At 67.8% G+C, this 18823-nt stretch carries 17 protein-coding genes; 7 read left to right on the top strand and 10 right to left on the bottom strand.

All coding sequences use genetic code 11. The annotated features are described in order from the left end of the window. Positions 1-13: 13 nt before the first annotated feature. The 7 genes from C998_RS0100800 to C998_RS0100770 all read right to left on the bottom strand — a co-directional run bounded on the left by C998_RS0100800 (position 14) and on the right by C998_RS0100770 (position 8760). Positions 14-1294 (bottom strand): GGDEF domain-containing protein, encoded by a 1281-nt coding sequence (locus C998_RS0100800; protein WP_018868938.1) that lies wholly within the window; start codon positions 1292-1294, stop codon positions 14-16. 86 nt (positions 1295-1380) lie between these two features. Then, positions 1381-2229, bottom strand: a complete 849-nt coding sequence (locus tag C998_RS0100795) for an endonuclease/exonuclease/phosphatase family protein (protein WP_026279410.1) — start codon at positions 2227-2229, stop codon at positions 1381-1383. A gap of 42 nt (positions 2230-2271) precedes the next feature. Continuing rightward, positions 2272-3918 (bottom strand): acetolactate synthase large subunit, encoded by a 1647-nt coding sequence (locus tag C998_RS0100790; RefSeq protein WP_018868936.1) that lies wholly within the window; start codon positions 3916-3918, stop codon positions 2272-2274. A gap of 29 nt (positions 3919-3947) precedes the next feature. Further along, complete coding sequence (locus C998_RS0100785; protein WP_018868935.1) at positions 3948-4577, bottom strand: thiol:disulfide interchange protein DsbA/DsbL; 630 nt, start codon at positions 4575-4577, stop codon at positions 3948-3950. Next, positions 4578-5750 carry a c-type cytochrome biogenesis protein CcsB gene (gene ccsB / locus C998_RS0100780; RefSeq protein ID WP_018868934.1) on the bottom strand — a complete coding sequence of 391 codons (1173 nt, stop codon included), beginning with the start codon at positions 5748-5750 and terminating at the stop codon, positions 4578-4580. A 28-nt stretch (positions 5751-5778) separates the two neighbouring features. After that, positions 5779-7872, bottom strand: a complete 2094-nt coding sequence (locus C998_RS0100775) for a cytochrome c biogenesis protein ResB (RefSeq protein WP_018868933.1) — start codon at positions 7870-7872, stop codon at positions 5779-5781. A gap of 264 nt (positions 7873-8136) precedes the next feature. Then, entirely contained in the window at positions 8137-8760 is a 624-nt protein-coding gene (locus C998_RS0100770) for a cytochrome c (RefSeq protein ID WP_018868932.1), read from the bottom strand. 160 nt (positions 8761-8920) lie between these two features. Between C998_RS0100770 and yihA the strand changes: the two genes are divergently transcribed. Next, a complete protein-coding gene (gene yihA / locus C998_RS0100765; protein WP_018868931.1) occupies positions 8921-9562 on the top strand; it encodes a ribosome biogenesis GTP-binding protein YihA/YsxC in 642 nt (213 codons plus the stop codon). A gap of 212 nt (positions 9563-9774) precedes the next feature. Here the strand turns inward: yihA and C998_RS0100760 are convergent, their stop codons facing one another. Genes C998_RS0100760 through polA form a run of 3 tightly spaced genes read right to left on the bottom strand, consistent with a single transcriptional unit; the run spans position 9775 to position 13687 of the window. Beyond that, the gene (locus C998_RS0100760; RefSeq protein ID WP_018868930.1) at positions 9775-10410 is read right to left on the bottom strand and encodes an SCO family protein; all 636 of its coding nucleotides are present in this window, start codon (positions 10408-10410) and stop codon (positions 9775-9777) included. Between the two features lie 30 nt (positions 10411-10440). Then, a complete protein-coding gene (locus C998_RS0100755) occupies positions 10441-10947 on the bottom strand; it encodes a hypothetical protein (RefSeq protein ID WP_018868929.1) in 507 nt (168 codons plus the stop codon). Positions 10948-10975: 28 nt separating this feature from the next. Further along, positions 10976-13687 (bottom strand): DNA polymerase I, encoded by a 2712-nt coding sequence (gene polA / locus C998_RS0100750; protein WP_026279409.1) that lies wholly within the window; start codon positions 13685-13687, stop codon positions 10976-10978. Between the two features lie 138 nt (positions 13688-13825). Between polA and C998_RS0100745 the strand changes: the two genes are divergently transcribed. The 6 genes from C998_RS0100745 (at position 13826) to ntrC (ending at position 18803) form a co-directional block, all read left to right on the top strand. Further along, on the top strand, positions 13826-14551 hold the full coding sequence (locus C998_RS0100745) for a TIGR00730 family Rossman fold protein (protein ID WP_018868927.1): 726 nt from the start codon (positions 13826-13828) through the stop codon (positions 14549-14551). Further along, positions 14551-14946, top strand: coding sequence for a DUF2782 domain-containing protein (locus C998_RS0100740; protein ID WP_018868926.1), 396 nt, complete (start codon positions 14551-14553; stop codon positions 14944-14946). The genes C998_RS0100745 and C998_RS0100740 overlap by 1 nt, the downstream gene beginning before the upstream one ends. Continuing rightward, positions 14940-15728, top strand: coding sequence for a hypothetical protein (locus tag C998_RS0100735; protein ID WP_018868925.1), 789 nt, complete (start codon positions 14940-14942; stop codon positions 15726-15728). The genes C998_RS0100740 and C998_RS0100735 overlap by 7 nt, the downstream gene beginning before the upstream one ends. After that, entirely contained in the window at positions 15728-16084 is a 357-nt protein-coding gene (locus C998_RS0100730) for a DUF4124 domain-containing protein (protein WP_231364935.1), read from the top strand. The genes C998_RS0100735 and C998_RS0100730 overlap by 1 nt, the downstream gene beginning before the upstream one ends. 155 nt (positions 16085-16239) lie before the next feature. Further along, complete coding sequence (gene glnL, locus C998_RS0100725; protein ID WP_018868923.1) at positions 16240-17346, top strand: nitrogen regulation protein NR(II); 1107 nt, start codon at positions 16240-16242, stop codon at positions 17344-17346. Further along, positions 17262-18803 carry a nitrogen regulation protein NR(I) gene (gene ntrC / locus C998_RS0100720; protein ID WP_369771829.1) on the top strand — a complete coding sequence of 514 codons (1542 nt, stop codon included), beginning with the start codon at positions 17262-17264 and terminating at the stop codon, positions 18801-18803. Before glnL ends, ntrC begins: the two co-directional genes overlap by 85 nt. Positions 18804-18823 lie beyond the last annotated feature (20 nt).

Genomic DNA, 18823 nt, shown 5'->3' with positions numbered 1-18823 from the left:
TCGAACCCTCCGCTCAGACCGGCGCAACGGCGACGATACGGTCACGGCCCTGGCGTTTCGCGGCCAGCAGAGCCTTGTCGGCCAGCTCGAAGGCGGTACCCTCGGGCGCCTCGGCACGCAGCTCCGTCATGCCGCCGGAGATGGTGACCTTGAGGCGCTTGCTGCCGGCCCTGACCACGATGGCGGCCACTTCGCGACGCAGCTGGTCGGCCTGTTCGCGGGCGGCCTCCAGCGGCTGATGCATCACCATCACGAACTCCTCGCCGCCGTAACGGGCGACGAAGTCGGGCTCACTGACGCGTTCGGCCAGCACCTCGGCGACGGCCTTGAGGATGCGGTCGCCCGAGGTATGACCGTATTCGTCGTTGATACGCTTGAAATGATCGATGTCCCAGACGATCAGAGAGGCCGGCCCGGCATCGGCCGGGAAGGCGGCCATCCGCTGGTCGAAGGCGTGCCGGTTGAGGAGCCCCGTCAGCTTGTCGCGGGTGGCCTCGTCCCGCGCCCGGGACAGTCGGTCATGCAGCCCGGCGACCTGGTTCTCCAGCTCCTGGCTGCGCGCACGCAGGGCCCGGTTGCGCTCCAGGGCTGCCAGCAGTTCGGCCTCGCGGGTATCGCGGAAATCGCGGACCCGGTCGGCGACCCGGTCGAGGCCCTCAACGACCTCGCGGCGCATGGTGTCGATGTCGGTGATGTCGACCACGCGGCCCTTGATGCTGCTGACATCCCCGGAGATGTTCTCGTGCAGCTCGCGGATGGACGTCCGCGTGCGTTCCGAGTGGTCGTGGGCGGCCGACAGGGCCGAATCCACGTCATTCAGGCGCGAACGGATCTCGCCCATCACCTCCGAGAGCTGCTCGCGCTCGGCCAGCGCCTGGCCGCAGTTCTCCTGCAACGCGGAGAACACCCGCGCGAGACTTCGGCGCGTCAGGTCCGCGTCTCCGCGTTCGGCGGCCTGATGGACCTTTGCGAGGTCTTCGGCCAGAAACGTGAAGCCCTGCAACCCGCTCTCCAGCGCGGCCAGCAAACCGGCTTCCAGGTCCTCGCGCTGGTCCTGCTGGCGGATGGTGTCCGCCAGCCGGGCACTCATGCGATCAAGGGCCCGGGTATCCTCGGGGTTGTCTTCGATGGTGCGCGTCAGGTCATGCACCGCGCCCTCGAGATCAGGCTCGCGGGCCGACAGGACGGCCAGGGCGCGCAGGGCCACGCGCCGGAGCGAACGCATGCGCTCGCGCTCGGCATTGAGCGCCGACTCCAGTTCGATGACGTTCTTGCGCAGGTCGTTGTCGGCCATGGCTCTCCCCTGTACGGGCGCCCATTACAGCTGATGGGCGACCTGAATGCCACCGCCGAACCCCGGAAATGCGGCGCGCGGACCGGTCAGGCGGGAGCGGTCCCGGCGGCCAGACGTTCGCTCGCGGGGAGCTGGATCTCGACACCCACGGGCAGATGATCGGACAGCGCAACGTTGTAGACCCGCATGTCGGACACGTGCAGGTCCGGGGTCAGCAGGATGTGATCGAACACCCGCTGCGGGTCCCAGGCGGGATAGGTGGCGGGGCAGGCCATGGGTTCCATCAGCCCGGTACGCGCGACCAGACGGCGGATCTCGGGGCTGTCCTGCTGGCAGTTGAGATCGCCCATCACCACCGCGTGCGGCTGATCCGCGATGCGTTCGGCAACATAGTCCAGCTGCTGGCGGCGGGCGCGCCGACTCAGCGCGAGGTGCAGCAGGAACAGCACCAGTTCCTCCCCGTTGGCCAGCGCATAGCGGGCTTCCACCGCACCGCGTCCGGGCAGCGGTCCGGGCAGGCTGTGCATCTCCACACGCGCCGGCTCCACGCGCGAGAACAACGCCAGCGAATGCTTGGCGATCTGGCCCAGATCGCGGTTGATGCGGGTATAGGTGTGGGGGAAGTCGGCGCGGTCCGACAGCCAGTTGGACAGATCGACGAAGCGCGAGCGCAGGCTGCCGCCATCCAGCTCCTGCACGCCGACAATGTCGAAGTCGCGGATGAAGCGGGCCACGCGCTCCAGGTTGGTCATGCGCCCGCCGTACGGCAGCACATGCTTCCAGCTGTTGGTGACGTAGTGATGCAGGCGCGATGAATGGATGCCCACCTGGGCATTGAAACTCAGCAGACGCAATCGCTGGCCCGCAGCCTCCGGCTGCCAGACCAGACCACGGGCGGGTTCACCAGGCTCCGCGGACGCGCCGTTTTCCGTCATGGTGTCATCCTTCCTGCCCGTCATCCCTCACGGGACTCCTGTTCAGAAGGGACAGACGAGATCCCCCAGGCGTTCCGTGAGCTTGAGATTTTCAGAATAGTCGACCGGACAGTCGATGACGGTGACTCCGGGGCGCGCCAGGGCGGAACGCAGGGCCTGTTCCAGACTGTCGCCGGGCTCGATGCGCATCCCTTGGGCCCCGAACGACCGGGCAAGGGCGACGAAATCGGGGTTGCCGAAGTCCACCGAGGCCTTGCGGCCATATTCGCGCACCTGCTTCCATTCAATCAGGCCGTAGGCGCTGTCATTCCACACCAGCACCACGAAACTCTGGCCCAGGCGCACGGCGGTCTCCAGTTCCTGCACGTTCATCAGGAAGCCGGCGTCTCCGGTGACCGCCACGACCTGGCGGCCGGGGTCCAGCGCGGCGGCCGCCACCGCCCCCGGCACGGCGATGCCCATGCTCGCGAACCCGTTGGAGATCAGACAGGTGTTGGGCTGCTCGCAGCGGAACATGCGGGCCATCCACAGCTTGTGGGCACCCACGTCGGTGATCACGACGGCATCCAGCGCGGCGGCGGTGCGCAGATCCCAGATGATCTTCTGCGGCTTCATCGGGACACCGGTGTCATCCCGGTGCTCGTTCATGTCGTCGATCAGCAACTGGCGCAGGGGCCGCAGCACGGTCTCCTCGCGCGGGCTGACCCGCTCCGCGAGATCCCGCAGACAGGTTTCCAGATCGCCGATTACCTCGGCCTGGATGTCGTAGTGGCCGTCGATCTCCGCCGGCGAGGCATCCACGTGGATCAGGGTGCAGTCACCCTCCGGATGCCACAGTGACGGCGGGTATTCGACCAGGTCGTAGCCGATACACAGGACCACGTCCGCCTTGTCGAAGCCGAAGTGCACGTAGTCGCGGCTCTGCAGCCCCACGCTGCCCAGCGCCAGCGGGTGGCGGAACGGCAACACGCCCTTGGCCATGAAGGTGTTGGCCACCGGGATGTTGAGGGTCCCGGCGAAATGCGCCAGGGCCTCGCTGGCGCCCGAACGGATCACGCCGTTACCGGCCAGGATCAGGGGATGCCGGGCTTGCTCCAGCAACCGTGCTGCCGCCGCCAGCGACGCCTCTGCGGGCACCGCCGGCGCCCCCGAGTGGACCGGCAGCGGCGCCACCGGGCAGGGCTGGGATGCCACGTTTTCCGGCAGCTCGATGAAACTGGCCCCCGGCTTGCCGCCCTCGGCCCACTTGAAGGCCTTGCGCAGGACCTCGGGCAGGATCTCGGGCTCCACCACACTGGAGGCGTATTTGGTGACCGGACCGAACAGCCCCTTGAGGTCCAGGACCTGGTGGGATTCCTTGTGCAACCGGTGGGTGCTGGCCTGGCCGGCGATGGCCACCAGCGGCGCGTGGTCCATGTTGGCATCCGCCACGCCGGTGATCAGGTTGGTCGCGCCCGGCCCCAGGGTTGCCATGCAGACCCCGGCCCGGCCGGACAGGCGGCCGTGGACATCGGCCATGAAGGCCGCGCCCTGCTCGTGGCGGGTGGTGACGAACTCGATCGGCGAGTCCTCGAGGGCATCGAGGACCGCCATGTTCTCCTCGCCGGGCAGGCCGAAGACCCGTTCGACCCCTTCCTGCTCCAGACACTGTACCAGGCGCCGTGCGGTGGTCGGCGACGGATCGGACATGCGTTCCCTCGAGGGTCGGGCCGGGGCGCTCAGCCCCGGGCCTCGGCGATCAGATGATCGGCGATCTCCAGCATCTGCTCGTGACTGGTGGTCATGCTGGCCGAAACCACGGATTCGCCGTTGACCACCATCGACGGGACGCCTTCCAGACGATACTCGCGCACACGCTCGGCGGAGCGGCCGACCTGGCGCGCCACGTCTTCCGAACGCATCGCCTCGCGGAAGGCGTCGGCATCCTGATCCATCTGGTTGACGAATCGCAGGATCGCGCTCTCCGAGCGCATCTCGCGCCCCTGCTCGTGAATGGCGTCGTAGAAGGGCTGATGGATGGCATCCACGATGCCCAGTTGCTCCGCCGCGTAGTAGACCCGCGCGTGCAGGGCCCAGACATCGTTCAGCGGGGCCGGCATGTACTCGAATTCGATGTCATCGGACAGTTCGGCTTTCCACTCCTGTACCAGCGGCTCGAACGAGTAGCAGTGCGGGCAGCCGTACCAGAAGGCCTCGACGACCTTGATCCGTCCTTCGTCCAGACCGTAATCGACGGGCGAGTCCAGGCGCATGAAGTTGCGCCCCTCGGCGAAGTCGGCCAGCAGGCGGCCGGACGCCAGCAGGGCGCCCGTACCGGCCAGAGTTCCAAGAAACTGACGACGCTTCATTTACAGTTCTCCGTAGGAATGCAGACCGGACAGGAACATATTCACGCCCAGGAAGGTAAAGGTGGTCACGAACAGACCGATGACCGCCCACCAGGCCATGCCCGGACCGCGCCAGCCCTTGGTGAAGCGCATGTGCAGCCAGGCCGCGTAGGTCAGCCACAGGATCAGGCTCCACGTTTCCTTCGGGTCCCAGGTCCAGTAGCCGCCCCAGGCCTCGGCCGCCCACATGGCGCCCAGCACGGTGGCGATGGTGAAGAACGCGAAGCCGATGGCGATGGCCTTGTACATCACCCCGTCCAGCGCATCCTTGCTCGGGATGCGGGCCAGCACACGGGAGTCGGGACGGGTGCGTTCCATGCGGTGGCGCACCAGATAGGCCACGCCCAGCATCGCCGCGATCGCGAATCCGCCGTAGCCGACGAAGTTGGTGGGCACGTGGATCTTCATCCACCAGCTGTTGAGCGCCGGCACCAGCGGTTCGACCATGTGGGCGTCACGATCGAACATGTACCACAGCAGGAAGGTGGTGGAGGCCGCAACCACCAGCATCACGAAGGCACCCATGCCCCGCTGGCCGGTACGCTGTTCGTAGTACAGGTACATCAGCGCGATCATGGCCACCATCAGCACGAACACCTCGTAAAGGTTGGCGACCGGGATGTAGCCCCAGCTCGGATCGTGCAGATAGATCTCGCGCCAGCGCACCATCAGGGCCATCAGGCCCGCGCCCGCCGCGATCCAGGCGAAGGCCCCGCCAACGCGATAGGGGAAGTCGGAACGCGAGAACAGGCCCACGGCATAGGCAACCGTGGAGAGGTAGACCATCACGCTCATCCACATCACCCCGGCCTGGCCGGAACCGATGTAGTTGAGCCAGAACACGCTCTCGCCGCGCGCCAGATCATCCCCGTACAGCCAGACCCCGAACAGCGAAAGCGCCGCCACGATGACGGAGAACAGCTGCCAGGGCCGCCAGAACCAGCCCAGCCAGGCGCTCATGCCGGCCGCGAGGATCAGGCCGCCGGTGTCGTAGCGGTCCATCATGTGGCCGTACATGGCATAGGCCGTGACCGCCACCGCCAGGACCAGGGCCATGTAGGCCCAGTCCCGCAGAAGCAGCTGCCGGAAGAATCCGGGCCGTTCGAAATCCAGGGCCTCGTGGGGTACAGACATGGGGCGCTCTCCTCCGACTGCGTGCGACTTAGTCGTTCTTGTTGGTTGCAGAATCCGGCGATTCATCGTCGCCAACGTTCTTCTGCTCGATGATCCACCGTTTAAGATGCGCGAAGCGCTTCTCGAATTCCACCCGGTGACGGTTGCTCGTGCCCGCCATCACCACGTGGGTGCCGCTGCCGTCCTCGTTCGGACGTGCCACGATCCACAGACGCTGGTAGGACACGTAGAACATCAGGAAGATCCCGATGATCAGCATCAGGCTGCCGGTGTACACCGTGCTTTCGCCCGGTGCCTTCGCGATCTGCAGGCCCGAGGCCTCGCGATGGTCGAAGTCGTCCAGGCGGAAGAAATACGGCGAGCCGTAGAAGTTGAGGGCATTGATGGCCGAAACGGCATCTTCCAGCCAGCGCTGTTCCGCCTCGGTGATCGCCACCACGCCTTCTTCCTCCAGGACTTCCATGTACAGGCCCTGGAGCCCGGAGTTCAGGACCTGGAACAGCAGGCCGCCGAGCTGCTCGCGCTGGCCTTCGGGGATGCGCTGCTCGATCTCGGCGTCCACCGCAGGGTAACCGCCTTCGGCGAAGGTCTGCATGAGCATGCTGACGGTGCGCGCGATCGCCTGGCGCCCTTCTTCTCCGCCCATCATGTCCTCCGAACCCCGCGCGGCCTGCTGCGCGACGGCCATGCGGACCTCGTCATCGTGAAGCATGGTCAGATAGGTGCGGAAGCGATCCAGGGAGTCATCCGCGTCCGCCGGGATGAACAGGTAGGAAAATTCCTCGGCCGGACTCTCGCGGACACCGCTGAGGAAATATTTCGCCCCTTCCTGCGGGATCGGATTCTGATAATTGCGGTAATAGAGTCCCGCGCCGGTGCGGTCCACCAGGCGGAAATCCACGCGCGGGCCGAGGAACACGTTTTCTTCCTCGCCCTCCTCGTTGAGCAGCGCCTGGGTGTTCACCACGGAAAAGTCGATGAACTCGATCGTCAGCTCCTCGCCGCCGGGGGCCGGGATATCCATCTCGTCAAAGATCCGGCCCGGAAAATCCACGCCGCGCAGGGCGCCTGCGCCGAGCGGGATGGCCTCCATTTCGAGACGCGTACCGCCGTCGGCGAAGCTGGACTGGTAGATCGCATAGCCATTGTAGATCAGCGGGTCGTTTACGCTGATGGTGGCGCGCAAGGGTTCGTCGCGCTCCGGATCATGGATGACCAGGTCGCTCTCGTAGGACTGTTCCGCGCCGGTGGAGAAGCGTTCGATCCGGAATTCCTCCAGCTCGACCCGGAACGGCAGATCCTGCACCAGATACCCCTCGCGTACCGGCAGGAAGACCACGTTGGCCGAGGCCCCCTCGGGGATTTCCACGCTGCCGCGGAACGACGGGTTGCTGACCGGGACGCGCGAGATCTCGGGCACCTGCGACTCGGGGATGGAGCGGGTCTCGATCTCGACGTTGCCCATCCACTCGTTGACCTTGAGCAGGAACTGGCCGTCGAGCAGCGCGCCCACGCAGATCACCACGATCCCCACGTGCGTCAGCAGGTAGCCGAGGCGGTTCCAGCGCCCCTTCATCGCGGCGACGACCGTCTCGCCGTCTCGCGTCTTTTCCCGCGCCCGGAAACCCTGGGCCTTCAGAACCCGGCGGGCATGGGCGAGGAAATCCTCCTGCGACTGCCCCAGATCGCCGGTAGAGCTGGCCGGGAAGGAACGCAGGGACTTTTCCTTCACCTGCAGGTTGTAGCGGCGCAGGTCCTTGAGGATGCCCGGCGTCTGGCGGTAGACACAGAAGGCGGTGGAAACCACCAGGAAGGTCACCACCAGCAGGAACCAGGTCGCCGAATACACCTGGTAGAGCCCCATCCCGGCGAAGATCTCGTGCCAGAAGGGCCCGAACTGGATCAGGTACTCGGTGTACGGCTCGTTCTGCACCAGCACGGTGCCGATCACCGAGGCGATGGCCAGGGCCACCAGCAGGGTGATCGCGAGGTTCATCGACCCCAGGAATTCGACGATGATCCGGCTGCGGCGCGGGGTCCGGGCCTGACGGCCGGACGAGGACTCGGAGCCCGTCCGGTTGCTGCGTTCGGAGGCCCCTGCGGGCTGATGGGATTCTGCCATGTTCAAACCTGCGTTAATCGCCCCGAATGTGTCGGGACGCGGTCGGAAATTCAATTTCCACGACATTCCGCACGGACGCTGGGTTCCGGCGCTGCGTGGAGGGCGCGGGAACAGACGCCCCGCCTTCCGACTTCATTCCGGTATCCGGGTTCCCGCCCGTGCATTTTCCGGAACCCGAAACAACGAGGGGGCGGCCACAGCCGCCCCCTCGTAAACCGGACGAACCCGGAGCACCGCTGCGCACCCGGGCCGTACGTACCGTGCTCAGTTCGGCTGCAGGCCGGCCATGTACTGGGCCACGGCTTCCATGTCTTCATCCGACATGTTGCCGACGATGCCGCGCATCATCTGGCCGTTGTCGTTGCGACGTTCGCCGTCACGGAACTGCTGCAGCTGATCCAGGCTGTAGGTCGCGTGCTGACCGGCGACCTTGGGGAACATGGCCTCCGGATTGCCCTGGCCCTGGGCGCCGTGGCAGGCGATGCATGCGGCCACGCCTTCCGACGGGATGCCACCGCGATAGATCTGCTCGCCGCGGGCGACCACGTCCTCGTCGGCGGTCTCGGTGGTGATGCTCTGCTCGGCGTAATAGGCCGCCAGGTCCTTCATGTCCTGCTCGCTGAGGTCGGCGACCTCTCCGGCCATCAGGTTATCGTGGCGGAGCTCGCCATCCTGGAAGTCGCGCAGCTGCTTGGCCGTGTACTTCGGGTGCTGCCCGGCCAGCTTGGGCCACTCGGGATTGGTGCTGTTGCCGTCGGCCTGGTGGCAGGCGGCGCAGGACTGCGAGAGTTCCTGACCGCGCTGGGGATCGCCCGCCTGGGCCGCCGAGAGCGGGAGCATCAGGGAGACGGACAGGGCAGCAAAGAGAGCGGAAAGCTTGTGGTTCATGGTGGAGAATCTCCTGCTTGTATATGCGTGCCGGGCCTCGACCCGTTCCTTGTGCCCCGTGTAGAAGGGCGATCAAAATCTGGGGCGCAGTTTATAGCACAACGCCAGGGAACCCACAAAAGTTTCCCACTGTCCCGCTCAGCTCAGGATGATTTCGATCATGCAACCTCGTTTTCGTGAAACCGCCTTTTCCCGGGGTGTCTCCCGCCTCGACCAGCTCCCCGCGGACCAGGGGGTCGAGATCGCTTTCGCCGGGCGTTCCAACGCCGGCAAGTCCAGCGCCCTCAACGGTCTGTGCGGGCGCAAGGCCCTCGCACGGGTGGGACGCACTCCGGGTCGCACCCAGGAAATCAACATCTTTACGCTGCCGCCGGCGGAGGACTGGCGCCTGATCGACCTGCCGGGCTACGGCTACGCGAAGGTCTCCGCGAAACAGCGCGAACACTGGGACCGGCTGCTGGGCGGGTATCTGCGCCGACGCCAGTGCCTGGCGGGGCTGGTCCTGATCATGGACATCCGCCGTCCGCTGACCGACCTGGACTGGCAGATGCTCGAATGGACCGGCGCGAACCGGCGGCTGCACTGCGTACTGACCAAGGCCGACAAGATCTCGCGACAGGAAGCCGAGCGCCAGCTGCACGCCACCCACGCACGCCTGGAAGAGGCCGGAATCGAGGCTTCGCTGCAGACCTTCTCCGCGCTGAAGAACCAGGGCGTCGACGACCTGCGCGGGCTGCTGGCGGAATGGCTGGAGGAGGAAACGGCAGAGGACGGGGACAGCGGGGCCGAAGAAAGACCGTGAACAAAAAAGTGCCCCGATCCCGGGGAGGAGGATCGGGGCAACAGCGACCTCGACAGGGGGAGGCGAGGTCTTCCCGCTCAGGGAGAGAAGCGGGGAACGCCGGGCCACGGCGCTCACCCCTTATGACGCTTGACCGGCCGTGAAGTTCCCGGTCCTTCTACTGTCGGACGGGAATGCGTCACAACCCGGGAAAGCGCGCGCAACCGCGGCCCTCACTCGCGTTCCGCATGGGCCTGCAGGGTCGCCACCAGTTCATCCGCCGAAGTCCCGTGCGAATGGATCTCCAGCAGGTCGCCCTCCGGCCCCACCAGGTAGGTGGACGAGCTGTGATCGATCACGTAGCCCATCGCGGACTGGCTGTCGGTCTTCTCGTAGAACACCCCGTACTGCTCCACCACCGGCTCCAGCGCATCGTGCGGGCCGGTGGCCGCCTGGATCCGGGGATGGAAATGGTCGGTGTATTCCGCCAGGTGCTCGCGGTCGTCACGCTCGGGATCCACGCTGACGAACACCGCGCTGACGCGGTCCTCCAGCGACTCGGGGAGCTGCTCCAGCGCCATCCGGATCCATCCGAGGCTGACCGGGCAGGCATCCGGACAGGAGGTATAGCCGAAATAGAGCCACACATACTGTCCTTCCAGATCGCGCAGATCGAAGGCCTCCCCCTCGGTGGAGACCGGCAGCTGGAACGGGCCGCCGGTCACCCGGTCGGCCACCGGGATGTCTTCGTGAGTGGCGGCCTCGCCCGCGGGGGGCTGCCCGGGCACCAGCCATACATACAGCAGCAGCGCGGCCGCGGCGACGGCGGCCAGGGCCCACAGGAGGGTGGTCAGGGGAAGTCGGGACATCGTGCGCAATCCTCGGTGGAAGCCCGTACGTCAGTGGTCGCGGGCGGTCACGAAGCGATACTGTACCCGCGCGGCGTCGCCGTCGCCTTCCGGCAGCACGGTCGCCGCCCAGGTCATCGCCTCGGTGGTGCAGATCGGCAGGGTGGTGGTGCCAGCGTATTCACCCGGGCCCACGCGTTCCAGGCGCGGGCGCTGGAACCCCATGTACATCTCCACCCCGGCAAAATCCAGCTCGACCCACTCGGGATCGCGGCCGTCGTGCCCGACATGGCGCAGATACAGCTCCAGCTCCCGCAGCATGGGGACCGGTCGCGGGGTGATCTCGAGGGTCATCTCGCCTCCCTCGGGGTGCTGCGCGGTACAGGCCCCTTCATTGAGATCGCAGATCTCCGGGGTCACCACCACGACAGCGTCGCTGCCGCCACCGCCGGCCAGGTAGCGGTCCGCCGCCACCCAGCCGGCCGCCAGCAGCAGGCCCGCGACCAGCCACGGGGCCACGCGGTTGAACCCGCGGGCCAGTGATTCGAGATCCGCCATGCTCAGCCTCCGGCTCCGACAGGGGGCCTCAGTGGGCATCGTCCCAGTTATCACCGACGCCGATGTCCACCAGCAGCTCGACATCCAGCTCGGCCGCCCCGCCCATCGCGGCGCGGGCCCGTTCGCCCAGGGCCTCCACTGCATCGTCGGCAACCTCGAACACCAGTTCGTCATGCACCTGCATGATCATGCGGGCATCGAGCCCGTTGCCGTCCAGGTCCCGCGCCATGCGCACCATCGCACGCTTGATGATGTCGGCCGCGGTACCCTGCATCGGGGCGTTGATCGCCACGCGTTCGGCCTGCTGCCGGCGGGCCCCGTTGCGGCTGTTGATCTCGGGCAGGTAGAGCCGGCGCCCGAACAGGGTTTCCACATAGCCCTGCTCGCGCCCGCGCTCGCGCGCCCGCTCCATGTAGTCGTGCACGCCGGGATAGCGGTGGAAATAGCGGTCGATGTACTCCCGCGCCTCGGTCTGCTCGATCCCCAGGTTGCGCGCCAGCCCCCAGGCCGACATGCCGTAGATCAGGCCGAAGTTGATCGCCTTGGCCGCGCGGCGCTGCTCGCCGGTGACCGCATCCGGGTCGACCCCGAAGACCTCCGCCGCGGTGGCGCGATGGATGTCCTGGCCGTCGGCGAAGGCCTGCAGCAGGCCGGCGTCCTGCGACAGATGGGCCATGATCCGCAGCTCGATCTGCGAATAGTCGGCCGCCAGCAGGCGGTACCCCGGCTCGGCAATGAACGCCCGGCGGATGCGCCGGCCGGCCTCGGTGCGCACCGGGATGTTCTGCAGGTTGGGCTCGGAAGACGACAGGCGCCCGGTGGCCGCGCCGGCCTGGTGATACGAGGTATGCACCCGCCCGGTCTCCGGGTGGATACGCCGCGGCAGGGTCTCGGTATAGGTACTGCGCAGCTTGGACAGGCCACGGTGCTCCAGGATCAGCCGGGGCAGGGCGTAGTCGTCCGCCATCTGCTCCAGCACGTCCTCGGCGGTGGAGGGCTGGCCCTTGGGCGTGCGCCGCAGGACCGGCAGGCCCAGACGCTCGAACAGGATCTCCTGGATCTGCTTGGGCGAGCCGAGATTGAACTCGGTACCGGCCTCGTCGAAGGCCTCGCGCTCGATGCGCTCCATCTCGCTCAGCAGCTCCTGGCTCTGCTCGCCGAGCAGGTCCGGTTCCACCTTCACGCCGGCGCGCTCGATGTCCGCGAGCACCGGCACCAGCGGCATCTCGATCTCGCGGTAGACGAAGGCCGGGCCCTCGGCCTCGTTCAGGCGCGGCCGGAACAGGGCGTCCAGACGCAGGCAGATGTCCGCGTCCTCGCCGGCATAATCGGTGGCGATGCCGACGTCCACCTCGGCGAACGGGATCTGTTTCGCCCCCTTGCCGGCCACGTCTTCGTATTTCGTGGTGCGGTGATCCAGATGGCGCTCGGCCAGGGAATCCAGGTCGTGCCGGTTGGCGCCGGCGTCGAGGCAGAACGACTGCAGCATGGTGTCATCGACAATGCCGCGCAGCACGATGCCATGGTTGCCCAGCACGTTGCGGTCGTACTTGAGGTTGTGGCCGAGCTTGCCGTGTTCGGCCGATTCCAGCCACGGCCGCAGGCGCTCCAGGGTCGCCTCGCGCGGGAGCTGCGGATCGGCATCCGGACCGCTGTGGGCCAGCGGCAAGTAATAGGCGGTACCCGCCTCGAACGCGAAGGACATGCCGATCAGCTCGGCCCGCATTGCCTCCAGGCTGCTGGTCTCGGTGTCAAACGCGACCCGCGCGGCGCCCTGCAGGCGTTCCAGCAACTCCGTGAATGCCGCCTCGTCCCGCACGGTGTGGTATTCGGCCGCCTGCCCCGGATCGGCATTCCCGCCGCCACCGGAGGCATCGCCCCCGGCGTCGCCGCCTTCCAGCTCCGCCCGCCAGCGGGAGAACCCGTGGTGGCGCACCCGCTCCAGCAGCTGCTGCGAATCGGGCTCGCGCAGCTCGAGGTCATCGGGGCCCAGCGGCAGATCGACATCCCGGCGCACGGTGATCAGCTCGCGCGAGGTCGGCAGGCGATCGGCCGCAGCGCGCAGATTCTCGCCGATCTTGCCGCCGATCTCGTCGGCCCGCTCGAGGATGGTGTCGAGGTCGCCGTACTTCGCGATCCATTTGGCCGCAGTCTTGGGCCCGACCTTCTCGACCCCCGGGATGTTGTCCACGCTGTCGCCCATCAGCGCGAGGTAGTCGACGATCTGCTCCGGCTCCACGCCGAACTTTTCGCGCACGCCGGCGGGATCCAGCACCGTCCCGCTCATGGTGTTGACCAGGGTCACGCGGTCGTCCACCAGCTGGGCCAGGTCCTTGTCCCCGGTGGAGATCACCACATCCTGCCCGGCAGCCGCGGCGCGGTCGGCCAGGGTGGCGATCACGTCATCCGCCTCCACCCCTTCCACACACAGCAGCGGGAAGCCCATCAGCTGCACCAGCTCGTGCAGCGGCTCGATCTGCGCCGCCAGCTCCTCCGGCATCGGCGGCCGGGTGGCCTTGTATTCGGGGTAGATCTCGTCGCGGAAGGTGGGCCCCTTCGCGTCGAACACCACCCCCATGCGCTCGGGGGCGTAGTCCGCGCGCAGCTTGCGCAGCATGTTGGCCACGCCGTAGAGCGCCCCGGTGGGGTGGCCGTCGGGGGCGGTCAGCGGGGGCAGGGCGTGGTAGGCCCGGAACAGGTAGGAAGAACCGTCGACCAGGACGAGCGGGGCTTGCGACATCATGCGGATCCGGCTGGGCTTGCGAGGGAGGCATTCTAGCAGGCTGCGGGCCCCGGCCCGAGCAGCGCCGGCGCGATTTGTGCGGCCGTCGGGCCACGGTTAGTCTAGGCGCCCCAGAGTGCAAAGAACGCGCCCCTCATGAACGATCACGATCGAGCCGAACACCCCGGGCTGCGGCCCATCGACGATTCCTCGCTGACCCGCGAGAGCTGGAAGATCTTCCAGATCATGGCGGAGTTCGTGGAGGGCTTCGAGCGCCTGGCGCACATCAAGCCCTCGGTCAGCGTGTTCGGCTCGGCGCGCATCCCGTCCGATCACCCGGACTACCTGCTTGCGGAACAGATCTCGCGCCAGCTGTCGGACGCGGGCTTCGCGGTGGTCAGCGGCGGCGGGCCGGGCATCATGGAGGCCGCCAACAAGGGCGCGTTCGCCGGCCATTCCCCCAGCATCGGGCTCAACATCCAGCTGCCGCACGAACAGCACGCCAACCCCTACCAGGACATTGGCCTGGGGTTCCGGCACTTCTTCTCGCGCAAGGTGATGTTCGTCAAGTACGCCTCCGCCTACGTGGTACTGCCGGGCGGCTTCGGCACCCTGGACGAGCTGGCCGAGATCCTGACCCTGGTGCAGACCGGCAAGACCCGACGCATCCCGGTCGTGCTGGTGGGCAGCAAGTTCTGGGAAGGCCTGCTGCAGTGGTTCGAGGACGCGCTGGTCACCCATGGCACCATCGATGCCGAGGACCTCAATCTATACTCGGTGGTGGACACCCCCGAGGAGGTCGTGGACGTGATCTTCGAGTACTACGAGGCCCGCAGCTTCGAGCCCTCGGCGGAAGAGAAACAACGACTGATGGAGCTCTGATGATGACGAGCACCCGCGCCACGGCGCTGGCCGCTGCCCTGCTGGGCCTTGTTCTCGCCGCCGGGCCGCTGGCGGCGCAGGACTTCGAAGACGCCCCGCCACCGCCCGACATGCCCGACGAAGCCGCCGGCGACGAGCCCGCACCGCCGCCGGTGCTGGACGAGCGCGCCCGCCAGCTGCAGGAACTGGAAGAGGCGGACGTCATCATCATGGAGCGCGATGGCGAGCGGCGACGCGAATATCGCGTGGACGGTGAGCTGGTGATCGTCGAGGTCACCCCGGCCGCCGGTCCGACCTATTATCTGGTGGACGTCACCGGGGAAGGCGATCTTGAACGCCGCGACGACCTGGCCCCCGGTTTCACCCCGCCCCGCTGGAGGATCCTGGAATGGTGAGCACGCAGTCGACCGTGGAACTGCCGGTCGCGGGTGCCGCGGCGCTGGAAGCAGCCTTTGCCGCCGCCCGGGCGGCCGGCGCGCCCGTGGGGCTGCCCGCCGCCGGCGATGCCCCGCAGCTTGACGGGGATCGCGCGCACTGGACCCTGGAGCGCGGCAACGCCGCGGAGCCCGGGGCGATCGCCAGCGGTCCCGGCACGCCGGAGGCGCTGGGGCGCCTCGCGGCCCGCTGGCAGGCCTGGCATCCGGCGGAGGCCCTGCCGCAGGACGGCGTCTGGCGCCGCGGCGTACTGCAGCAGCAGCTGCGCGAACGTACCGAAGACCTGAGCGCCACCCTGGACGAACAGGCGCGCGAACAACTGAACCGCGAGCTGCATCATCAGGGGCTGTACCGGTTCGAGGACCTGCCGGTGGCCGGCAGCTTCTGGCGCTCGGTCCGGCGGCACGGCGAACACACCGGACTGGCGGATCTGACGCTCCCGCCGGCCCCCGTGCCGGCGTTCTGGCAACTGGCGCGCATCGCGCTGGCGGTGGCCGTCAGCGAGACGGGCGAGCTCGATCGCGAACGCTACCGCGCCCTGCTGGATGGCTATCACCGCGAGCGCCCGCTGAGCGCGATCGAACGCGGCGCCGCCCCGACGCTCCTGCGCATGGCCGCGCTGGACGACTGGCTGGAATGCATCGAGGCCGGCCACGCGCCCGCGGGCCCCGATCCGCGCCTGGCCGGCCTGCAGGACGCCGGCACCCGGGTGCAGTCGGTATGGGTAAGGCCCGCCGCCTGATGACCCCGCGAGCCTCCCTCGCGGGGCTTGTGGCCCTGGCCATCGCCGGGGCGCCGGGCATCGGCGTTCTGGCCTCCACCGAAGTCCACCGCTGGGTGGACGAAGACGGTGTGGTGCATTTCTCCGACGAGGCACCCGGCGACGGGCGCAGCGAACGCATCGAGGTTCAGGAGCCGATGGGCGCCGTCCCCCTGGAAAACGCCCGCGAGATCCTCGAACGCCCGATACGGCGGCCGGGAGAAGACCCGACGGACGACGAGCCGGAGGAAGATGCGGATGCGGACGAAGAGACCGACGATGAAGACGAAACTTCGATCGAGGACGTCCCGGTGCCCGTGGAACTGGTGGATTTCTGAGCCAGCCACGGGCATCGCACCACTTTGATGCACAGAATGCCCTACAATAGGGCAATGACTGCACCTCATCAGAGCGCCACCGCACAACGCCGCCGGACGAAGCGCTGCGACGCCCTCGTGGCCATTCTGGCGCACTTCATGCTTGAAGCCGGGTGATGAGCCCGCATACGCCCCCTCCGACCGCCTCGCTCCCCACCCCCCCGTGGTGGGACGACCTGTCCACGGCCGTGATGGTGACCGACGGGGATCTGCGGCTGCAGGCGATGAACGGCGCGGCCGAAGTCCTGCTGGGCCTCAGCCGCGAACGCATCCTCGGTCACCCGCTCGGCCAGTGGCTGCATCTGGACCGCAATCTGACCACCCGTCTGCGCAACGCCCTGACCCGGGACCAGCCGATCACCCTGCGTGCGCGGCGCCTGGAACCCCTGCGCGCGGAAAGCTTTCTGGCGGACGTGGTGATCACGCCGCTGCACGGCGAGGGTGACGAACCCGGACGGCTGCTGTTCGAACTCAGCGCGATCGACCGGCACGAGCGCATCTCGCGCGAGGAACAGCTGCAGAAGCAGCAGGCCATCTCGCGCGCGGTCACGCGCGGGCTGGCGCACGAGATCAAGAACCCGCTCGGCGGGCTGCGCGGCGCCGCGCAGCTGCTGGCCGGAGAACTGGACGATCCCGACCTGCGCGAATACACGCGCATCATCATCCATGAGGCCGACCGCCTGCGCTCGCTGGTGGACCGCATGCTCGGCCCCAACAACATGCCGCAGCGCGCCCCCCTTAACCTGCACGAGGTCCTCGAGCATGTGCGCGGCCTGATCAGCGTCCAGCTGCCGCTGGGCGTGAAGATCCGCGGCGACTACGACCCTTCGATCCCGGAGATCGAAGCGGATCGCGACATGCTGGTGCAGGCGCTCCTCAACCTGGTGCAGAACGCCCTGCAGGCGCTGGGCGACGAGGGCGAGATCGTGCTCAGCTCGCGCATCCTGCGCCAGTACACCGTTTCCGGCAAACGCCACCGGCTGGTCGCGCGCCTGAGCGTGCGCGACAACGGGCCGGGAATCCCCGAGGAGGTCCGCGAGCGGATCTTCTTCCCCATGGTCACCGGCCGCGACAGCGGCACCGGCCTCGGCCTGCCGATCGCGCAGAGCCTGGTCCAGCTGCATGACGGCCTGATCGAATGCCATTCACGGCCCGGCTCCACGCGCTTCGACATCCTCCTGCCCGTGGCCGGACCGCCCGCCAGCGAGAGCCCCGACGCATGAATCCGACGGTCTGGATCATCGACGACGACGATTCCATCCGCTGGGTGCTGGAACGCGCCCTGAGCCGATCCGATATCGCGGTGCGCGGGTTCGAGTCCGCCGACGCGGCATGGGCGGCCCTGGAGACGGAAGACACCCCGGATACCATCGTCGCCGACATTCGCATGCCGGGGCTCAACGGGCTCGATTTCCTGGCGCGCATGCAGAGCCGCGGTGACGCGCCGCCGGTCATCATCATGACCGCATTCTCCGATCTGGAGAGCGCGGTGGGCGCCTACCAGACCGGGGCGTTCGAATACCTGCCCAAGCCGTTCGACGTGGACGAGGCGGTGGCCCTGGTGCAGCGTGCCCTGGAGGCCCGCCGTGACAGCCTGGCGGCCGCAACGCCCGACGAGGGCAGCGCCGAGGAAACCCCCATCATCGGCGAGGCGCCGGCGATGCAGGAGATGTTCCGCGCCATCGGCCGCCTGTCACGCTCCAATATCACGGTTCTGATCAACGGCGAATCGGGGACCGGCAAGGAGCTGGTCGCACGCGCGCTGCATCAGCACAGTCCGCGGGCGGGGCAGCCGCTGATCGCCCTGAACACGGCGGCCATCCCCAAGGACCTGCTGGAAAGCGAGCTGTTCGGCCACGAGCGGGGGGCCTTTACCGGCGCCAGCCAGACCCGCAAGGGCCGCTTCGAGCAGGCCGACGGCGGAACCCTGTTCCTCGACGAGATCGGCGACATGCCGTTCGACCTGCAGACCCGCCTGCTGCGAGTGCTGGCCGACGGCACCTTCTACCGGGTGGGCGGGCATACCCCCATCCATACCGATGTGCGCATCATCGCCGCGACCCACCAGGACCTGGAAGAGCGGGTGCGCGCGGGGCAGTTCCGCGAGGACCTGTTCCACCGCCTCAACGTGATCCGCATCCATGTGCCGTCGCTGCGCGAGCGGCCGGAAGATATCCCGCTGCTGGTCAATCATTTCATGAGCGAGGTGGCCACCGAGCTGGGCGTGGAGCCCAAGGTGATGCGCCCCGAGGTGGTCGCGGAGATGCAGCGCCTGCCATGGCCGGGCAATGTGCGCCAGCTGGAAAACACCTGCCGCTGGCTGACGGTGATGGCCTCCGGACGCGAAGTGCACCTGGACGACCTTCCGGCGGAACTGCGCCGCGATGACACGCCCCGGTCCACGGGCACGCCGCAACCGGGGCCGGGACCTGCACAGGCCGTGCCGGTCGAACCCCGGGAGTGGACCGATGAACTGGCGCGCGTGGCCCGCGAGCACTGGGAACGCGGCGACCGGGACGTGCTGGGGAGCCTGCAGCCGGCGATGGAACGCACGCTGATCCGGGAGGCGCTGCGGGCCTCGGGCGGACACCGCCAGCAGGCCGCGGCCCTGCTGGGCTGGGGCCGCAACACGCTGACGCGCAAGATCCAGGAACTGGGAATGAACGAGGAACGGCCGTAACCGGCAGGCGCGAGTGCTGC

Source organism: Thioalkalivibrio sp. ALgr3 (assembly GCF_000377325.1).
Taxonomy (GTDB): Bacteria; Pseudomonadota; Gammaproteobacteria; order Ectothiorhodospirales; family Ectothiorhodospiraceae; genus Thioalkalivibrio.
The sequence above is the reverse complement of the archived record's forward strand: the minus strand, read 5'-3'. Positions and strand labels throughout refer to the sequence as shown.

Bases quoted from the DNA above. Each gene is read 5' to 3' on its own strand.
- C998_RS0100800 (WP_018868938.1), bottom strand. From the start codon at position 1,294: ATGGCCGACAACGACCTGCGCAAGAACGTCATCGAACTGGAGTCGGCG.
- C998_RS0100795 (WP_026279410.1), bottom strand. From the start codon at position 2,229: ATGACGGAAAACGGCGCGTCCGCGGAGCCTGGTGAACCCGCCCGTGGT.
- C998_RS0100790 (WP_018868936.1), bottom strand. From the start codon at position 3,918: ATGTCCGATCCGTCGCCGACCACCGCACGGCGCCTGGTACAGTGTCTG.
- C998_RS0100785 (WP_018868935.1), bottom strand. From the start codon at position 4,577: ATGAAGCGTCGTCAGTTTCTTGGAACTCTGGCCGGTACGGGCGCCCTG.
- ccsB (WP_018868934.1), bottom strand. From the start codon at position 5,750: ATGTCTGTACCCCACGAGGCCCTGGATTTCGAACGGCCCGGATTCTTC.
- C998_RS0100775 (WP_018868933.1), bottom strand. From the start codon at position 7,872: ATGGCAGAATCCCATCAGCCCGCAGGGGCCTCCGAACGCAGCAACCGG.
- C998_RS0100770 (WP_018868932.1), bottom strand. From the start codon at position 8,760: ATGAACCACAAGCTTTCCGCTCTCTTTGCTGCCCTGTCCGTCTCCCTG.
- yihA (WP_018868931.1), top strand. From the start codon at position 8,921: ATGCAACCTCGTTTTCGTGAAACCGCCTTTTCCCGGGGTGTCTCCCGC.
- C998_RS0100760 (WP_018868930.1), bottom strand. From the start codon at position 10,410: ATGTCCCGACTTCCCCTGACCACCCTCCTGTGGGCCCTGGCCGCCGTC.
- C998_RS0100755 (WP_018868929.1), bottom strand. From the start codon at position 10,947: ATGGCGGATCTCGAATCACTGGCCCGCGGGTTCAACCGCGTGGCCCCG.
- polA (WP_026279409.1), bottom strand. From the start codon at position 13,687: ATGTCGCAAGCCCCGCTCGTCCTGGTCGACGGTTCTTCCTACCTGTTC.
- C998_RS0100745 (WP_018868927.1), top strand. From the start codon at position 13,826: ATGAACGATCACGATCGAGCCGAACACCCCGGGCTGCGGCCCATCGAC.
- C998_RS0100740 (WP_018868926.1), top strand. From the start codon at position 14,551: ATGATGACGAGCACCCGCGCCACGGCGCTGGCCGCTGCCCTGCTGGGC.
- C998_RS0100735 (WP_018868925.1), top strand. From the start codon at position 14,940: ATGGTGAGCACGCAGTCGACCGTGGAACTGCCGGTCGCGGGTGCCGCG.
- C998_RS0100730 (WP_231364935.1), top strand. From the start codon at position 15,728: ATGACCCCGCGAGCCTCCCTCGCGGGGCTTGTGGCCCTGGCCATCGCC.
- glnL (WP_018868923.1), top strand. From the start codon at position 16,240: ATGAGCCCGCATACGCCCCCTCCGACCGCCTCGCTCCCCACCCCCCCG.
- ntrC (WP_369771829.1), top strand. From the start codon at position 17,262: ATGCCATTCACGGCCCGGCTCCACGCGCTTCGACATCCTCCTGCCCGT.